Annotated in this window: 14 protein-coding genes and 1 pseudogene; 7 read left to right on the forward strand and 8 right to left on the reverse strand. The window is 70.8% G+C overall.

Annotated elements, in window-relative coordinates; genetic code table 11:
- Together AHIS1636_RS12915 and AHIS1636_RS12920 are read right to left on the reverse strand one after the other, a co-directional pair.
- A pseudogene (locus AHIS1636_RS12915) lies at positions 1 to 428 on the reverse strand (hypothetical protein); the annotation flags it as partial.
- Positions 429 to 493: 65 nt separating this feature from the next.
- Positions 494 to 1,897 carry an NAD(P)H-quinone dehydrogenase gene (locus AHIS1636_RS12920; RefSeq protein WP_264796244.1) on the reverse strand — a complete coding sequence of 468 codons (1,404 nt, stop codon included), beginning with the start codon at positions 1,895 to 1,897 and terminating at the stop codon, positions 494 to 496.
- A gap of 187 nt (positions 1,898 to 2,084) precedes the next feature.
- On the opposite strand from AHIS1636_RS12920, the gene AHIS1636_RS12925 reads away from it, so the two are divergent.
- Together AHIS1636_RS12925 and AHIS1636_RS12930 are read left to right on the forward strand one after the other, a co-directional pair.
- Entirely contained in the window at positions 2,085 to 2,885 is an 801-nt protein-coding gene (locus tag AHIS1636_RS12925; protein WP_264796245.1) for a purine-nucleoside phosphorylase, read from the forward strand.
- A gap of 102 nt (positions 2,886 to 2,987) precedes the next feature.
- Positions 2,988 to 4,748: a phospho-sugar mutase gene (locus tag AHIS1636_RS12930; RefSeq protein WP_264796347.1), complete on the forward strand. Its 1,761-nt coding sequence runs from the start codon at positions 2,988 to 2,990 to the stop codon at positions 4,746 to 4,748.
- Here the strand turns inward: AHIS1636_RS12930 and AHIS1636_RS12935 are convergent.
- Together AHIS1636_RS12935 and nirD are read right to left on the reverse strand one after the other, a co-directional pair.
- A complete protein-coding gene (locus tag AHIS1636_RS12935) occupies positions 4,745 to 5,575 on the reverse strand; it encodes a sirohydrochlorin chelatase (RefSeq protein WP_264796246.1) in 831 nt (276 codons plus the stop codon). The genes AHIS1636_RS12930 and AHIS1636_RS12935 overlap by 4 nt on opposite strands.
- Positions 5,572 to 5,967 (reverse strand): nitrite reductase small subunit NirD, encoded by a 396-nt coding sequence (nirD, locus tag AHIS1636_RS12940; protein ID WP_264796348.1) that lies wholly within the window; start codon positions 5,965 to 5,967, stop codon positions 5,572 to 5,574. Before nirD ends, AHIS1636_RS12935 begins: the two co-directional genes overlap by 4 nt.
- A gap of 366 nt (positions 5,968 to 6,333) precedes the next feature.
- On the opposite strand from nirD, the gene nirB reads away from it, so the two are divergent.
- From nirB to AHIS1636_RS12955, 3 genes are read left to right on the forward strand one after another with little or no spacing between them, the layout of a single operon-like run.
- Positions 6,334 to 9,093 carry a nitrite reductase large subunit NirB gene (gene nirB / locus AHIS1636_RS12945; RefSeq protein WP_264796247.1) on the forward strand — a complete coding sequence of 920 codons (2,760 nt, stop codon included), beginning with the start codon at positions 6,334 to 6,336 and terminating at the stop codon, positions 9,091 to 9,093.
- 1 nt (position 9,094) lies between these two features.
- Positions 9,095 to 10,114, forward strand: a complete 1,020-nt coding sequence (gene cobA / locus AHIS1636_RS12950; RefSeq protein WP_264796248.1) for a uroporphyrinogen-III C-methyltransferase — start codon at positions 9,095 to 9,097, stop codon at positions 10,112 to 10,114.
- Positions 10,114 to 11,295 carry a uroporphyrinogen-III synthase gene (locus tag AHIS1636_RS12955; RefSeq protein WP_264796249.1) on the forward strand — a complete coding sequence of 394 codons (1,182 nt, stop codon included), beginning with the start codon at positions 10,114 to 10,116 and terminating at the stop codon, positions 11,293 to 11,295. The genes cobA and AHIS1636_RS12955 overlap by 1 nt, the downstream gene beginning before the upstream one ends.
- 42 nt (positions 11,296 to 11,337) lie before the next feature.
- Here AHIS1636_RS12955 and AHIS1636_RS12960 read toward each other — a convergent pair whose 3' ends face one another.
- The 3 genes from AHIS1636_RS12960 to AHIS1636_RS12970 all read right to left on the reverse strand — a co-directional run bounded on the left by AHIS1636_RS12960 (position 11,338) and on the right by AHIS1636_RS12970 (position 13,722).
- Positions 11,338 to 11,694 (reverse strand): hypothetical protein, encoded by a 357-nt coding sequence (locus AHIS1636_RS12960; RefSeq protein ID WP_264796250.1) that lies wholly within the window; start codon positions 11,692 to 11,694, stop codon positions 11,338 to 11,340.
- 85 nt (positions 11,695 to 11,779) lie between these two features.
- A complete protein-coding gene (locus AHIS1636_RS12965; RefSeq protein WP_264796251.1) occupies positions 11,780 to 12,106 on the reverse strand; it encodes a hypothetical protein in 327 nt (108 codons plus the stop codon).
- A gap of 152 nt (positions 12,107 to 12,258) precedes the next feature.
- Entirely contained in the window at positions 12,259 to 13,722 is a 1,464-nt protein-coding gene (locus AHIS1636_RS12970) for an aldehyde dehydrogenase family protein (RefSeq protein WP_264796252.1), read from the reverse strand.
- Between the two features lie 344 nt (positions 13,723 to 14,066).
- On the opposite strand from AHIS1636_RS12970, the gene AHIS1636_RS12975 reads away from it, so the two are divergent.
- Positions 14,067 to 14,897, forward strand: coding sequence for a hypothetical protein (locus AHIS1636_RS12975; protein WP_264796253.1), 831 nt, complete (start codon positions 14,067 to 14,069; stop codon positions 14,895 to 14,897).
- Between the two features lie 64 nt (positions 14,898 to 14,961).
- Entirely contained in the window at positions 14,962 to 15,120 is a 159-nt protein-coding gene (locus AHIS1636_RS12980; RefSeq protein WP_262103305.1) for a hypothetical protein, read from the forward strand.
- A gap of 20 nt (positions 15,121 to 15,140) precedes the next feature.
- On the opposite strand, the gene AHIS1636_RS12985 is transcribed toward AHIS1636_RS12980, so the two are convergent.
- Complete coding sequence (locus AHIS1636_RS12985) at positions 15,141 to 15,935, reverse strand: class I SAM-dependent methyltransferase (protein ID WP_264796254.1); 795 nt, start codon at positions 15,933 to 15,935, stop codon at positions 15,141 to 15,143.
- Between the last annotated feature and the right edge of the window lie 3 nt (positions 15,936 to 15,938).

Below are 15,938 nucleotides of genomic sequence, written 5' to 3' on the forward strand. Positions count from 1 at the left end.
CCCACCCGGCCCTGGTACTCCGCGTCGCCGGCGCTGGTGTGGTAGCCGGTGCCCGAAACGCCGCGGTTGGCCTCTTCCCATCCGAGCTCCGCCGCGACGAGCGTGCTCCAGCGCCGCTCCGGCACGGACGCGCCGATGCCTTCGGTGTAGGAGTCGCCGAGGAAGACGGCGACCGGCGGCTCCTCCTCCTCCTTCGCGGCGGCCGTGGCTGTGGCCGTGGCTGTGCCCGTGGGAGTCGGCTTCGGCGTTCCCGAAACCTGCTGCACATCCTGGTTCACCCGGACGGACGGCGCAGGCGCCGAGCCCGGCGCCACCGGCGGCGGCTTCGGCACGAAGGCATACACGATCGCGCCCAGCGTCAGCAGCGCCAGCACGGCGACCCCGACGTTTTGCCAGACCTTCTTCTGATAAAAGCGCTCCCGCGGCACTTGCTCGTCCCCCCTGCGGTCTCGGACCAGGTAGCTCTACCGGCTCTACCTTATGGGCGGAACGCCTAGAGATGCACGTGCAGCCGCCGCGCCGCCTCGGAAATCGAGCCAGTGAGCGACGGGTACACCGTGAAGGTGCTGGCAACGTCGTCGACGTGCATCTTCTGCGCGACGGCCAGGGCGATCGGGAAGATCAGTTCGGACGCCCGCGGCGCCACCACGACACCGCCGATCACCGTGCCGGACCCCCGGCGCGCGATGATCTTCACGAAGCCCTCCGTCACGTTCATCATCTTCGCCCGCGGGTTCGTACTGAGCGAAAGCTTGATGACGTCGCCCTGGTACTTGCCGGCGGCGACGTCCTCTTCGGTGACGCCGACGGTGGCGATCTCCGGGCTCGTGAAAATGTTGGAGGCCACCTGCTTGAGCTTCAACGGCTTGACCACGTCGCCGAGCAGGTGCGCCACCGCGATGCGGCCCTGCATGGCGGCCACCGAGGCCAGCGCGAGCACGCCGGTGCAGTCTCCCGCCGCATAGATGTTCGGTGCGGTGGTGCGGGACACGCCGTCGACCTTGATGTGGCCGCTTTCCGCCAGCGCCACGCCGGCTTCCTCCAGGCCGATGCCGGCCGTGTTCGGCACGGATCCGACGGCGACCAGGCAGTGCGACCCGTCCACGGTGCGCCCGTCCGCCAGCGTGACCCGCACGCCGTCCCCGGTCCGTTCCACGGCGGAGGCGCGGGACTTGGAGAGGACCTCGAGGCCGTTGTTGGCGAACACGTCCTCCAGCACGCCGGCCGCGTCCGCGTCCTCGCCCGGGAGCACGCGGTCGCGCGAGGACACCAGCGTGACCCGGGTGCCCAGCAGCCGGTAGGCCGAGGCGAACTCCGCGCCGGTCACGCCGGAGCCGATCACGATCAGGTGCTCGGGCACTTCGGTCAGGTTGTAGATCTGGGTCCAGTTGAAGATCCGCTCGCCGTCCGGCTTTGCCGTCGGGAGTTCACGGGGCGTGGCGCCGGTCGCCAGCAGGATTGCGTCGGCGTCCACGGTTTGGGTACCGGATTCGGTGGTCACGGCGATGGAGTTCGGATCGGTCAGCCGGCCCTCGCCGATGATGACCTTCACACCCATCCGCTCCAGCCCGCGGTGGATGTCCGAGGACTGGCTCTCGGCCAGCTTCAGCAGGCGGGCATTGACGGTCTTCAGGTCCGCATAGGCCGCGTGCGCCTGCTCGTCGAAACGCACGCCGAGGTCGTGCGCGCCGGCCACCCGGCGCATGGCGTCGGCCGTGGCGATGAGGGTCTTGGAAGGAACGACGTCGGTCAGGACGGCGGAGCCGCCGAGGCCTTTGCGTTCGATGACGGTCACCTTCGCCCCGAGGGACGCGGCCACCATGGCGGCTTCATAACCGCCGGGGCCGCCGCCGAGGATGGCAAGACGCGGGGCACTGAAATCAATTTGGGTCGACACAAGGCCATTCTGTCGTACGGCCCGAAGCTGCTCAACCCGAACGGCGGGGTCCGGCCGCCGCGGCAATCCAGCGCCGTGGCCGGCCTCATGCCGGAGCACCGCGCGGCGGGCCAGTGTGAAGCGGACGACGACGGCGCGCGCGGCGTGCGCTATGGAGAGGCGGCAGGGCAGCAGGTAGGTTAGCTGTGTGACTACAGATCCCTTTGAACTGGCCACTGAAGCAGCTGCCTACATCGCCGAACAAACCGGCGTGCGGAACCACGAGGTGGCCCTGGTGCTCGGGTCCGGGTGGGGCGCGGCGGCCGAACTGATCGGCGAAACCACGCACACCCTGGAAGCCTCCGCCATCCCCGGCTTCTCAGCGCCGGCGGTCGAGGGGCATGTCGGGACCGTCCGCTCCGTGCTCACGCCTGACGGCAAGCGCGCGCTGGTGCTGGGAGCGCGCACGCACTACTACGAGGGCCGCGGCGTGCGGGCCGTGGTGCACGGCGTCCGGACCGCGGCGGCAGCGGGCGCCGAAACGCTGGTGCTGACCAACGGCTGCGGCGGCCTCAACCCGGACTGGAAGCCGGGCACGCCGGTCCTGATCAGCGACCACATCAACCTCACGGCCACTTCGCCCCTCGAGGGCGCCACCTTCGTCGACCTGACGGACCTGTATTCGTCCCGGATCCGCGCCCTGGCCCGGGAAGTCGATCCAAGCCTCGACGAGGGTGTCTACGCGCAGTTCACCGGCCCGCACTACGAGACGCCGGCCGAGGTGCAGTACGCCAAGCGGATCGGAGCGGACCTGGTCGGCATGTCCACGGCGCTGGAGGCAATCGCCGCCCGCCACGCCGGGCTGGAAGTGTTCGGCATCTCGCTGGTCACCAACCTGGCGGCCGGCATCAGCGCGGCACCGCTCAGCCACCAGGAAGTCATCGAGGCGGGGCAGGCCGCCGGCCCCCGGATTTCCCGCCTGCTGGCAGACATCATCGCCAAGCTCTGACGCCCAGCCGCCCCGCGGCCGCAGCGGCCGCCGACCAGACAGGTACCGGAATTGACTGACATCGCCAACCCCGCTTCGCTGTTCGCCTCCGCCGAGGAGTGGATGGCCCAGGACCCGGATCCGCAGACCGTGCGCGAACTGCAGGACCTGCTCGCCGCGGCCCGCACCGAGGGACAGGCCGCGGCCGGAGCCCGGCAGGAGCTGGCGGACAGCTTCAGCGGCCCCCTGCAGTTCGGGACCGCCGGCCTGCGGGCGGCGCTGGGGCCCGGACCCAACCGGATGAACCGCGTGGTCGTGCGCCGCGCGGCGGCCGGCCTGGCCAGGTTCCTCGTGGCGAAGGTCGGCACCACCAGCCGGCCCCGCGCCGTCGTCGGTTATGACGCCCGCCGCAACTCGGATGTCTTCGCGCAGGAAACCGCGGCCATCTTCACCGCGGCCGGCATCGAGACGTTCCTGCTGCCCTCCGCGCTGCCGACGCCGGTGCTCGCCTATGCGGTCCGGGCGCTGGACTGCGACGGCGGCGTGATGGTCACCGCCAGCCACAACCCGCCGCAGGACAACGGCTACAAGGTCTACCTGGGTGGCCGCGCCACGGACGATGCGGGCCGCGGGGCGCAGATCGTGTCGCCGTCGGACACGCAGATCGCCGCGGAAATCGCCGCCTTCGACGGGATCGAGGGCATCGCCCTGGCCGACGGCGGCTGGACCGTGCTGCCGCCCACCGGCGGGCCCGGCTCCATCGAGGACGCCTACGTGGACGCCGTCACGGCGCTGGCGGATCCGCGGCTATTTCCCTCCCGGCGCCTGAAGATCGTGCTCACGCCGCTGCACGGGGTCGGCGGACGGACGGCGCTGTCGGTGCTGCAGCGCGCCGGCTTCTCGGACGTCACGCTGGTGGAACCGCAGGCGCAGCCGGACCCCGACTTCCCCACCGTGGCCTTCCCCAACCCGGAGGAGGCCGGTGCCCTGGACCTGGCGCTGGAACTGGCCGAGCGGATCGGCGCGGACATCGTGCTCGCCAATGATCCGGATGCGGACCGGGCGGCCGTCGCCATCAGGCGGCCGGCCGGAGGCAAATGGGAGATGCTCCGCGGCGACGAGGTGGGCGCGCTCCTGGGCGCGCACCTGGCCGCGCGGCTCGCCGCGCAGGCCGCACGCGACTCCGCGGACGACGGCGGCGCGAGGACCCGGGAGGGCGCCCCGCCTGCCGCGGTGGCAAGCCCGGCGGTCTTCGCCAACTCGATCGTGTCCTCGCGGCTGCTCGGCAGGATCGCCGAATGGCACGGGATCGCCCACCGGCAGACCCTGACCGGTTTCAAGTGGATCTCCCGCGTTCCGGGCCTGAGCTACGGGTACGAGGAGGCCCTCGGCTACTGCGTGGCGCCGGACCTGGTCAAGGACAAGGACGGCATCTCCGCGGTGCTGCTGATCGCCGAGCTCGCCGCGGATTTGCTGGCCAAGGGGCGGACGCTGCAGGACGAGCTCGACGAGCTTCAGCTGGCCCACGGTATCCACGCCACCGACCAGCTGGCCGTCCGCGTGGGAAGCCTCGACCTGCTCGACGCCATGATGCAGCGGCTGCGCGACAACCCGCCGGCGTCCTTCGGCGGTTCCCCCGTGGAGTCCAGCCTGGACCTGGCCCTCGGCAGCGCGGAGCTGCCGCCGACCGAGGGCCTGCAGTACCTCACCCGCGACGGCTCCCGCGTGATCATCCGGCCCAGCGGCACCGAACCGAAGCTCAAGTGCTACCTGGAGGTGGTCCAGCCGGTCGACGGGGCCGACGAACTGCCGGCCAAGTACGCCGCGGCAAGGGAGCGGCTGGACCAGGTGCTCGAAGACATCAACGACGCACTGGGCCTCTAGCCGGCCGCGAACCGGTCCAGGACCAGGTCGACCAGTTCCTTCGGCGGTTCCTCGTCCGGCACCAGCAGCGGACGGGAAACGAGGTCCGCTCCGGATCCGGCGGCGAGCGAGGCGAAGTAGCCCGGTGCCAGCAGGTAGCTGGCAACGACCACGCGGGCGTGCCGTCCGGCCAGGCGGCGCCGGGCGATGCGCGCCCGCTCGGCGGCGACGGCGGTCTTGAGTTCGGGCTCGGCGGCCGAGATGTAGCCGGCGGCCACGTCGATGCCGAGGAACCCGGAGAGCATGCGGGCGGTGGCCTCACAGTCGGACACCGCGCGGGCATCGGTAGAACCGGCGCAGGCCAGGACCACCCGGTCGCCGCGGCGCAGCCCGGCCTGCTGCAGCCGCCTCGCCAGCACCTTCACCAGCCGCTGGTCCGGCCCGAGCGCGCGGGTCACCGAGACCTGCTGCGATGCTTCCGCCGCTTCGGCCAGGTCCACGTGGACGTGGTAGCCCGCGGAGAGCAGCAGCGGCACCACCCGGGTCTCCTCCCGCAGGCCGGCCAGGACCGCCGGAACGTCCGGCTGCTGGACATCGACGAAGGCTTCCCGGACGGCCAGATCCGGCCGGCGCCGCGCCACCGCCTCGACCAGGCCGCCGATCGCCGCCTGCCCTGCGGGCGAAGCGGTGCCGTGCGAGGCAGCGACCAGTGCTGTGGCGGCCTGGGCCGGGACCAGGCCGCCCCACGGTTCGCACGCGAAGGCATCAGGGGTCGTGGCCAGCTCCGGCTGGGGCAGACGCGCGCGGACCGGCCGGCGGGGCATCAGCAGACCCGTCGGGGTGCTCATGCCGCGCCCTCTCCCGCGGTTTCCGCCGGGAGGCCGACGGAAACCATGCCCTCGTCGATCCGCACCGGGAATACCGGCAGCGCCAGGGCGGGATCCGTGTAGCACTCGCCCGTGCCCAGGTCGTACACCTGCTTGTGCAGCGGCGAGGCGATGGTCCGGCGCCAACCCTTGCTGCCGAGGATGCCGCGGGCCATCACGCAGGAACCGGTGGCCGGATCCCGGTGGGCCGCCGCGTACACCTCGGTGGCCGAAACCTTGAACAGGGCGACCTGCTGCCCCTGCACCAGGGCGGCCTCGCCCCAGGCGGCTTCGAGCTCATCCACATGGCAGACGGCATGCCAGCGCAGTGCGCGGCCATCCAGTCGGGTCTCCTCAGCGGTCAGTACGGTCATCACGGTCATCGCGAACCCCGTTCGGTGTCGGTCGGATAAGGATGGCCCCCACGCTACGGAGCCGATGTTTCGGGCTCTGATCCTGCCCGGTTTCGACCGGGTAAAACGCTCCTCACCGGCCGGGGAACCGCGCTGTGATGCTGCGGCGGGCCCCGAAAAAAGGCCGCAGGCCCCGAAAACGCGCCCTCCGCCGTCGTTGTTTCCGGCAGGTTTCCAAACCCTCACCCCCGACCCCCGAAAACCCGGAGAAAACGTCAACTGCGGGAAACAGAAGGGAAATTGCCGTGCAACGGCGCCCGCCTAGCGTGGAACCCATGCAGCGCCGGTCCTTGCCGGCGGAAGCCGTTTTCGAACCCGAGGTAGGCCATGAACCAGAACAGTTCCCCAGCCGCACGCCGGATTGTCGTCGTCGGCGGCGGGCCCGCGGCGCACCGTTTCACGGAGGCGATGTGCGCCCGCGGCACCGCCGGCCTGGCCATCACTGTGCTGACAGAGGAAGCGCACCTCCCCTACGACCGGGTGGCCCTGAGCAGGGCCCTCACCGAAACCGGCGTGGACCTCACCCTGGGCGACCGGGAGCTGTGGAACAACGACGCCGTCACCCTGGTGACCGGCGCGCGTGCGGTGGACCTGGACCTGGCCGCCAAGGAGGTCATCACGGCCGACGGCCGCCGGTTCGGCTACGACGAGCTGGTCCTGGCGACCGGTTCGAATGCCGCCCGGCTGCCGATTCCGGGCAACGAGCATACCCACGTCTACCGGACTCTGGAGGACGTGTGGGAGATCAACCGGCGCGTCGCGGACCTGGGCGAACTGCTGGGGCGGCCGGTCAATGCCGTCACGATCGGCGGCGGGCTGCTCGGGCTGGAGGCCGCCGCCGGGCTGCAGCAGCTCGGGGCCAACCCCGTGGTGATCGACGGCGGCCCCTGGTTGATGGGCACGCAGCTGGACGAGGGGGCAGGCCAGGCGATGGGCCGGCTCATCGCGGCGAAGGGGCTCGAGGTCCACGGCGGCGTGTATCCGGCGGCCGTGCTCACTGAAGAAGGACCGGACGGTGCGGCGATGGTCACCGGCGTCGAAATGGCGGACGGGCGGATCATCGACGCGGACATGGTGGTCGTCTCGATCGGCGTCCGGCCGCGCGACGAGCTGGCCCGCACGCTGAACGGCCGCGCCAAGGAGGAGGCCGCGGCGGCGGCCGGGAAGGCGCCGGAGGAGCTGGGCGACGAGGACTTCGTCCCGGTCTTCCGGATGGGCGTCCGCGGCGGCATCGTCATCGACGAGTCCTGTGCCACCGATGTGGAGAACGTCTGGGCGGTCGGCGAGGTGGCCAACTTCGGCGGCCTCTGCGTGGGTCTCGTGGCCCCCGCCAACACCATGGCGGAGATCGTCGCGGACCGGCTGCACGGCGGGAGCGCGGCCTTCGCCGGATTCGACACGGCCACCAAGCTCAAGCTTTCCGGCGTGGACGTGGCCAGTTTCGGGGACGGCTTCGCGAAGACTCCCGGCGCGCTGGAGATCGTGTACGCCGACCCCGCCCGCGGCGTCTACCAGAAGGTGGTCACGAGCAACGACGCGAAGACGCTGCTGGGCGGCATCTTCGTCGGCGACGCCGCCCCGTACCAGAGCCTGCGCCCGCTGCTCGGCCGGGAACTGCCGGCCGAGCCCGGGGCCTACTTGTCGGCCGCGGGCGGCGCGGAGGCTCCGGACTCGGATCTGCCGGACGACGCGATCCTGTGCTCCTGCAACAACGTCGCCGCCGGATCCATCCGCGACGCGGTCAACGGCTGCGGCAGCTGCGAGGGCCAGGACCCGGTGCAGGAGCTCGCCGGGCTTAAGGCGTGCACCCGCGCCGGCACCCAGTGCGGCTCCTGCGTCCCGATGCTCAAGAAGCTGCTGGAAACCGAGCTGGCCAACAACGGCATCGCCGTATCCAAGGCGCTCTGCGAACACTTCGCCCTCTCCCGCGCGGAGCTGTTCGAAGCGGTTCGTGCCACCGGGCTTCGCAGCGCCGGCGAGGTCTTCGCGCGCTTCGGCATTCCGGTGGAGCTGGAGCACGAGGACGGCACGGTGGAAGCGGTCCCGCCGCTCGGCTGCGACATCTGCAAGCCGGCCCTGGGCTCCATCCTGTCCTCGCAGCATGCCGAGTACCCGCTCGATGCCGGCCGCGGAACGCTGCAGGACACCAACGACCGCGCCCTGGCCAACATGCAGAAAAACGGCACCTACTCCGTGGTCCCGCGCATCCCGGGCGGCGAGATCACCCCGGAGAAGCTGGCGGTAATCGCCGGGGTCGCGCAGAAGTACGGCCTGTACACAAAGATCACCGGGGCGCTGCGGATCGACATGTTCGGGGCCCGCCTGGAGCAGCTGCCGGACATCTGGAAGGAGCTGGTGGAGGCCGGCTTCGAGTCCGGACAGGCCTACGGCAAGGCGCTGCGCAACGTGAAGAGCTGCGTCGGCTCGACCTGGTGCCGCTACGGTGTGCAGGATTCCGTGGCGATGGCCATCAGCATGGAGCTGCGCTACCGCGGCCTGCGCGCGCCGCACAAGTTCAAGATGGGCGTCTCCGGCTGCGCCCGCGAGTGCGCCGAGGCCAGGGGCAAGGACGTGGGCGTGATTGCCACAGCGGACGGCTGGAATCTCTACGTCGGCGGGAACGGCGGCGCCAACCCGGCGCACGCCCAGCTGCTCGCCAAGGATCTGGATGACGAGACGCTCGTCCGCTACGTGGACCGCTATTTGATGTACTACATCCGCACCGCCGACCGGCTGCAGCGCACAGCCCGCTGGATGGAGGACCTGGACGGCGGCATCGGCCATGTGCGGGACGTCGTCGTCGAAGACTCCCTCGGCATCGCGGCGGACCTCGAGGCCGCGATGGCGCGCCACATCGAGAACTACGAGGACGAGTGGGCGGCCACGCTCAAGGACCCGGACCGGCTGCGCCGCTTCCGATCCTTCGTCAACGCCCCGGACCAGCGGGACGACTCGATCGCGAACGTGGCCGAGCGCGGCATGATCCGCCCCGCCACCGAGGCTGAGAAGGCCGCCGCTGCCGCCGGCGAGGGACCCGTCCTGCTCGGCGCCACCATTCCCGTCCGACAGTCCTCCGAAGGAGCCTGACATGCAGCTCACCGCAGACCTGACCGGCCGGCACGTCCTCGTCGCCGGCGCCCATGACGAGGCCCGCCGCGCGGTCCGCCGCTTCGCCGGCGCCGGCGCCATCGTCCGCCCGGTATCCAGTCCGGAACACTTCACTCCGGAACTGCTCGACGGCGCCGTGCTTGCCGCGGTGGTTTCCGCGGACGACGGCGGGTGGCCGGCTCTGGCGCACGCCTGCGGTGAGCGCGGGGTACTGCTGGTGCGTGAGGTTCCGGCGCTTCCCGGCGGGTGCGTAACCCTGGTGGGCGGCGGACCGGGAACGGAAGACCTGCTGACAGTGGGCGCCCTGCATGCGCTGCGGGAGGCCGACGTCGTCTTCTTCGACCGGCTGGCCCCGCATGCCGACCTGCCCCGCCTCGCCCCCGGGGCGGAACTGGTCGACGTGGGCAAGCAGCCAGGCCACCACAAGGTCACCCAGCGGGACATCGAACGGCTGATGATCGAGTCGGCCAAGGCGGGCAACAACGTAGTGCGGTTGAAGGGCGGCGACCCGTATGTGTTCGGCCGCGGCGGGGAGGAAGCCGCCGCCTGCGCCGACGCCGGCGTCCCCGTCAGTGTCATCTCCGGCGTGACCAGCGCGATCTCCGTCCCGGCAGCCGCGGGTATCCCGGTGACCCACCGCGGCATCAGCCACATGTTCACCGTGGTCTCCGGGCACCAGCCGCTGACCGATGCCGAGCACGAGCACCTCGCCGGCCTCGGCGGCACCGTCGTGGTGCTGATGGGTGTCGGCACCCTGCCGCAGCTCACCGCCGGCCTGCGCCGCGCGGGAATGCGCCCGGACATGCCGGTGGCCGTGGTGGAGCGCGGTTTCAGCGATTCCCAGCGGACCACGGTCTCCACGCTGACCGGCATCGTCACCGCCGCCGGCGCGGCCCGGGTCAAGTCCCCCGCCATCCTCGTGATCGGCGAAGTGGTCCGGCTCGCTGACGGGAACGAGGCCGGGCAGCTCGCCGGCCTGGCCGAATCGGTGGGAGCCTGATGACCGGGACCGCCGCGGGCCGGCCGCCCGGCCACGGCACGGCCGAATCCCTGGAGGAAGTGCGGGCCCTGGTCGAGGCGCCGAACGCGGAGGCCCTCGCAGGCTTCCGGATCGGGGTCACCTCGGACCGGCGCTCCGACGACCTGATTTCCGCGCTGGAACGGCGCGGCGCCCAGGTCCTGCATGCCCCGGCGCTGAGGATCGCCCCGGTGGCCGAGGACCGGGCGCTGCTGCAGGACACCGCCGCCGTCCTGCACGCCCGGCCGGATGCCACCATGATCACCACGGCCTACGGCATGCGCCGCTGGACCGAGGCCGCGGATGTCCACGGCCTCGGCGAGGACCTGATGGCAGCCCTCGAGGCGTCCCGGATCTTCGTGCGGGGCCCGAAGGCCCGCGGGGCCGTCCGGGCCGCCGGCCTCAACGACGCGGGCATTAGCCACGACGAACGCACCTCCAGCCTGGTGGACCTGCTCCTGGCCGAGGGCGTGTCCGGCGCCACCGTCGCGGTCCAGCTGCACGGCTACACCGATACGACGCAGCTGGCCAGGCTCCGCGACGCCGGGGCGCGGGTCCTGACCGTCACTCCGTACCGCTGGGTCAAGCCTGAAGGCTCGGAAGAGAAGGTCGGCCGGCTCATCGAGGCGGTCGTCGCGCGGCAACTGGACGTGGTCACCTTCACCAGCGCTCCGGCGGTCGACGCGCTGCTCAGCACCGCGCACGAGATGGGTCGGTATGAGGCCCTCGTGGAGGCGTTCGGGAACGACGTCGTTGCGGCCGCCGTCGGGCCGGTCACCTCGCGCCCGCTGGAGGATGCGGGAATCCGTCCCCTCATGCCCGAGCGCTACCGGATGGGCGCCCTCATCCGGCTGGTCGTCGAGCACCTGTCCGAAAACCGGATCCAGCGCGTCGGCACGGCGCTCGGCGAAGTCCAGATCCGCGGCCGCTCCGTCATCCTCGGCGGCAGGCGCACGGACCTCTCCCCCACCCCCATGGCCATCTTCCGCGCCCTCGCCACGGCCGGCGGGGCGGTGCTGCCGCGCGAGTCGCTCCAGCAGTGCCTGCCGGACGCCCCGGGCGAACACGCGCTGGACATGGCCGTGAGCCGGCTCCGCCAGGCCCTGCCGGACGCATCGCTCGTCGCCACCGTAATCAAGCGCGGGTACCGCCTCAACGTGTAGCGGCTGCCCCGGAGACGGGGCAGGTTGCCGGCCGGCAGCGGCTCAGGCGACGATGGCGCCTCCGGCCGGCACCGCGGCGGCATACAGCCAGAACAGGGCCAGCAGGGCGGGCGGCAGCAGCAGGGAGCAGACTCCGGCGCCGCGCCCGCGTCCGGTGAAGGCGGCGACGGCTCCCAGCACCATGCCCGGCAGCACCCCGAGCAGGCCGATCTGGGCCAGCACCGCCCCCGCGGCGGAAGCCCGTGCCTCGTCCGCCGTGCAGGCGTTGTCCAGCGCACACAGTCCTTGCAGGAGCAGCGGGAAACCGACGATTATCAGGGCGACCGCCGCGCCGCAGAGTCCTAGCGCCAGCCAGCCGGGCCAGCGGGGCTTGGCAGCATCGGCGGCAGGCAGGACCATCCCCTCAAGATACTCCCGGCGGGAACCCGAGGGAACGCCGCAGCGGCACGCCGGCCGCAGGCGTGCGGCCGGTTCCGGACGGGCCCTAGCTGCAGGTGGGCAGGTGCAGTGCGGCCGGGGCGGATTCCCCGCCCGCAGGCGCCGCTGCCGAGATGCCGAGCACGGTGGCTCCGACGTCTTCCAGCGCGACCTGCATGAAGGACAACGAGTGGAGGTTCTCTTCCCGCTGGCGCTCGCTGACGCCGGCGGAGGAATTGAGCCAGGTGAAGCGGGTGAGCTTGCCCTCGAGCTCGCTGAGCAGGGCCTGGATCTCGGCTTCCAGCACAGCCGACTGCTGCCCGGCCACGGCGGCGGCGTCCACGGCAGCGGGCAGGGGTTCGAAACGGCGCAGCGTCGAGGACTCGTGCGGCATGGGTCGGCCTTTCCGGGGAGGAGTGCGCCAGCGTCTTCCGATGGCAACAGGCACATCGTAACGTTTCATCCCCGCGGCCAACAGCCCCTACCGGCGTGTCCGGGCACACATGCCGGTGAAGTAGGTCACAATGTGCCCGGGCGGGCGCTTCGTCAGATCGGGTATTGCGCGTGGCCGTACTGCTGGATCGTCACCCACCGCTGCTCCGTGAAGGAGTCGATGCCGGCCTGGCCGCCGAATTTGCCGTAACCGGAGTTCTGGATGCCGCCGAACGGGGCCATGGGCTCGTCGGCCACCGGCTGGTCATTCACGTGCACGATCCCGGTCCGCAGCCGCTGCGCCACCTTCAGTCCTTCGTGGATGTTCTCGCTGATCACGCCGGCGGTCAGGCCGTACTTCGTGTCGTTGGCCAGCTCCACGGCATGCTCCGAATCCCGTGCCGGGAGCACGGTGGTCGCCGAGCCGAAGATCTCCTCGTGGAAGATCCGCATCTCGGGCGTAGTTCCGGTCAGCACCGTGGCCGGCACGACCGAATGATCCAGCTTGTGCCCGCCGGCCACCGCCGTCGCACCCTTCCGCAGCGCATCGTCAATGAGTTCGTACTGCCGGTGCGCGGACTTCGCGTTCACCGCCGGGCCGATCACCGTGGCCGGATCCGCCGGGTCGCCGGTCGGCAGCGCGGACACCCTCCGCGCGAACTTCCCGGTGAACTCCTCGGCCAGGCTCTGGTCCACCACCACGCGGTCCACGGACATGCAGATCTGCCCGGCGTTCATGAACGAGCCGAAGACGGCGGCATCCACCGCGTAGTCCAGGTCCGCGTCCTTGAGCACCACCAGGCTGTTCTTGCCGCCGAGCTCCAGGACCGCCGGCTTGAGGTTTTCCGCCGCCATGACGCCGATCTTCCGTCCCACCGTAGTGGACCCTGTGAAGTTGACAATCCGGACCCGTTCGTCGGTGATCATGGCGCCAACGACGTCGGCGGCATCCTCGGGTGCGTTCGTCACCACGTTGAGCACTCCCGGCGGCAATCCGGCGTCCAGCAGCGCATCCGCAAGGTAGAGCCCGCAGGCCAGCGGCGCGTCCTCGCTCGGCTTGAGCACCGCCGTATTGCCGACGGCCAGCGGAACGGCGATCGCCCGGATACCCAGGATAAACGGCGCGTTCCAGGGCGACATGGCCCCCACCACGCCGAACGGCTGGCGGATGGAGAGCGAGTAGGCGCCGGGCATGTCGGAGGCCAGCACGTCGCCGCGGGTGGCGGTCGTCGCCGCGGCCGCCTCGCGCAGCATGTTGGCGGCCAGCCCGGTGTTGAACAGCGACCACGGTTTGACCCCGCCCACTTCGCCCGCCATCAGTTCGGCGCCCTGCTCCACCCGTTCCTCCAGCAGGTCGGCGGCCTTCAGGAAGATCTTCCGGCGGGCGCTCGGGGCCATGGCGACCCAGTCGTCCAAGGCGGCCGCCGCAGCAGCCACGGCCATCGTCATGTCCTCCGCGCCGGCCGCGGCCACGGTCGCGAAAGCCTCGCCGGTGTAGGGATTGATGTCCTCCGTCGTCTTGCCGGAGGCGGCCGGGACATGCTTGCCGCCGATGATCAGGTCACGCGTGATTGCCACTGAAGCCTCCTAGGTCCTCCCGGCTCCCCGCCTCGGGCGGAGGGCCCGTCTTGACACTCCTTTGCTACCACCGACCAGCGCCGAAAGATAGGGAAGGCGCCGCCGTCGTTCCCCTAAACCACGCCTGCATCGTGCAGGTGCTCCCCGGCCGCGGGCACCTAGGCTGCGGCGCCGGGACCCCCAGGATTCGCCGTCCCGCCCCTCAATTCCGGTCCGGCCACTCCCTTGATTTCGGCGTTGCCCCGCTTCCGCCCTCCGGCGACTATTGAAGTCCATCCATAGTTTCGCGGGCATGGCTGGTGTGGGGCGCTGGTCCGTGCCCGTTCCTCGAGAGGACACTCGACATGAGGAAAATTCCAGCCGCCCTGCTTACCTGCGTTTTGGCGCTCGGGGCCCTTCTCCCGGCGGCGCAGCCGGCCGCTGCAGCCACCGCCACCACGGTCGTCGCTGCCGGCAGCAGCAATGCCAAGGCCCTGTTCAGCAATGCCGGCGGCTATGTCGCCTCGAACAAGAGCTTCGGCCAGAGCTACTACCTGAAGAACATCAAGTCCAACCGCACCGGCGTGCTGCAGGAAAGCCGCGGGGGCAAGTGGGTCACGCTGCGCAAGGTCAGCTGGCGCAAGCAGGCCGGCTCGGCCAATTCCACGGCCGTGACCGTCAGGACCACCAAGACCACGGCCACCGTGGTGAAAAAGTACCGGCTGGTCGTCAACGCCACGAAGCTGGAGAAGCAGTGGATTTCCGCCACGGCCACCCTGCGCCACCAGAATCCGCGGCACTACACCGGCTACAAGCGCACGGTGTACAACACGGTCAAGAAGTACTGCCCCAACGTCATCATCCTGGAGGAAAGCCGCACCCGCAGCTACACCTACAGCACGTCGCTGCGGATGAACGTGGCACGCCGCCCCGCAGGCCAGCTGCTGAAGTATGCGGCCCTGCACGAGTGCGCGCACGTGCGGCAGTTCAGCCTCTACGCGCCGCCGCAGCAACCGACCCTGCACAAGAAGCTGAATGCCATCTACAAGACCACGCGCGGCGTGGAAATGGCCGCGGACTGCATGGCCTTCCGCATGGGCGTGAACAGCAAGCTCATCTTCGGCACGTACACCAAGAACTGCTCCGGCGCGCGGGGAACCGCGGCGGCAAAACTGCTGGCCGGGCGGAAGCTCTGAGAGCCGTCCACAGGGCGCCGCGGACCCCCTTTTCCGCCACCCGGGATTGTGCGACGATGCCCTCATGAGGCATGGATACAGCCACGGCCACCACGAGGACGAAGACCTGCCGGCGAGCGATCCCCGGGCCATCGCCGAGCGCCGCCGGGAAGCTGAGGAGAAGCTGGAGCAGCACCAGAAAGAGGCCCGCGAAAAGGAAGCGCACGAGCACCCCAAGGCCTGACCCTTGAGGGCCTGGCCGGGCTAGTTGAGCGCGCGCAGCGCCGCGAAGTAGCCCGGGATCCGTTCGGTCGCACCGCCGGACTTCATCGGCACTGCCTCGATCACCGCCGGGCCTTCCGCGAGCAGTTCCCAGGCGGCCGGATCGAAGACGCGCCGGCATTCGCGGCGGCCGAAATGCCCCGGCATCGGCAGCCCCTCGATCGCGCGCCGCAGCGGGCCGGGGATGCCCCGCCGGTCCGCGCCGAGGTGGGCCACGTACTGGAACCTGTTGCCTTGGAAGTCCGTCTCCGCCAGGAACACGCGGCCGCCCCGGCCCGCCAGCGCGTGCAGGTTCGCCGCCAGCCGGGCCCGCTCCTCCGCATCCAGCACATGCAGCACGCCGCGCAGGAACACGTTCGCGTCGCCGCCGGCTTCCGCGCGCAGCAGCTCGGCGGCGCCGTCGGCAGTGGCGTCGACGGCGAGGAACCGGGCATTGGGCACGTCGCCGCTTTCGGCGTCCGCCCGTGCCACGGCGCTGCCGGATACGTCCACGCCGATGGCTTCGGGAAACATCCCGGCCAGCCACCGCGTGAAGGTGCCGTTGCCGCAGCCGACGTCGATCACCGGCAGCGCAGGATCCAGCTGTCCGCGGATCTGCTCCTCGTACCGCTCCTGCTCGGACGCGGCCCCGGCGTCCCAGAGCACCTGGCCCCCCCGTCCGGTATGGCTGATCCCGGCCCAATACCGCTCCCACGCCGTGTGCGGATTCTTCGGCACGCGGGAGGAGAGCTTGGCCAGGGTCGGCAGCAAGACGAGGGAATCCCAGAGGTTACGCATAAA

Source organism: Arthrobacter mangrovi (genome assembly GCF_026011795.1).
Classification (GTDB): domain Bacteria; phylum Actinomycetota; class Actinomycetes; order Actinomycetales; family Micrococcaceae; genus Crystallibacter; species Crystallibacter mangrovi.

Bases quoted from the DNA above. Each gene is read 5' to 3' on its own strand.
- AHIS1636_RS12930 (WP_264796347.1), top strand. From the start codon at position 2,988: ATGGCCCAGGACCCGGATCCGCAGACCGTGCGCGAACTGCAGGACCTG.
- AHIS1636_RS12935 (WP_264796246.1), bottom strand. From the start codon at position 5,575: ATGAGCACCCCGACGGGTCTGCTGATGCCCCGCCGGCCGGTCCGCGCG.
- nirD (WP_264796348.1), bottom strand. From the start codon at position 5,967: ATGACCGTACTGACCGCTGAGGAGACCCGACTGGATGGCCGCGCACTG.
- nirB (WP_264796247.1), top strand. From the start codon at position 6,334: ATGAACCAGAACAGTTCCCCAGCCGCACGCCGGATTGTCGTCGTCGGC.
- cobA (WP_264796248.1), top strand. From the start codon at position 9,095: ATGCAGCTCACCGCAGACCTGACCGGCCGGCACGTCCTCGTCGCCGGC.
- AHIS1636_RS12955 (WP_264796249.1), top strand. From the start codon at position 10,114: ATGACCGGGACCGCCGCGGGCCGGCCGCCCGGCCACGGCACGGCCGAA.
- AHIS1636_RS12960 (WP_264796250.1), bottom strand. From the start codon at position 11,694: ATGGTCCTGCCTGCCGCCGATGCTGCCAAGCCCCGCTGGCCCGGCTGG.
- AHIS1636_RS12965 (WP_264796251.1), bottom strand. From the start codon at position 12,106: ATGCCGCACGAGTCCTCGACGCTGCGCCGTTTCGAACCCCTGCCCGCT.
- AHIS1636_RS12975 (WP_264796253.1), top strand. From the start codon at position 14,067: ATGAGGAAAATTCCAGCCGCCCTGCTTACCTGCGTTTTGGCGCTCGGG.
- AHIS1636_RS12980 (WP_262103305.1), top strand. From the start codon at position 14,962: ATGAGGCATGGATACAGCCACGGCCACCACGAGGACGAAGACCTGCCG.
- AHIS1636_RS12985 (WP_264796254.1), bottom strand. From the start codon at position 15,935: ATGCGTAACCTCTGGGATTCCCTCGTCTTGCTGCCGACCCTGGCCAAG.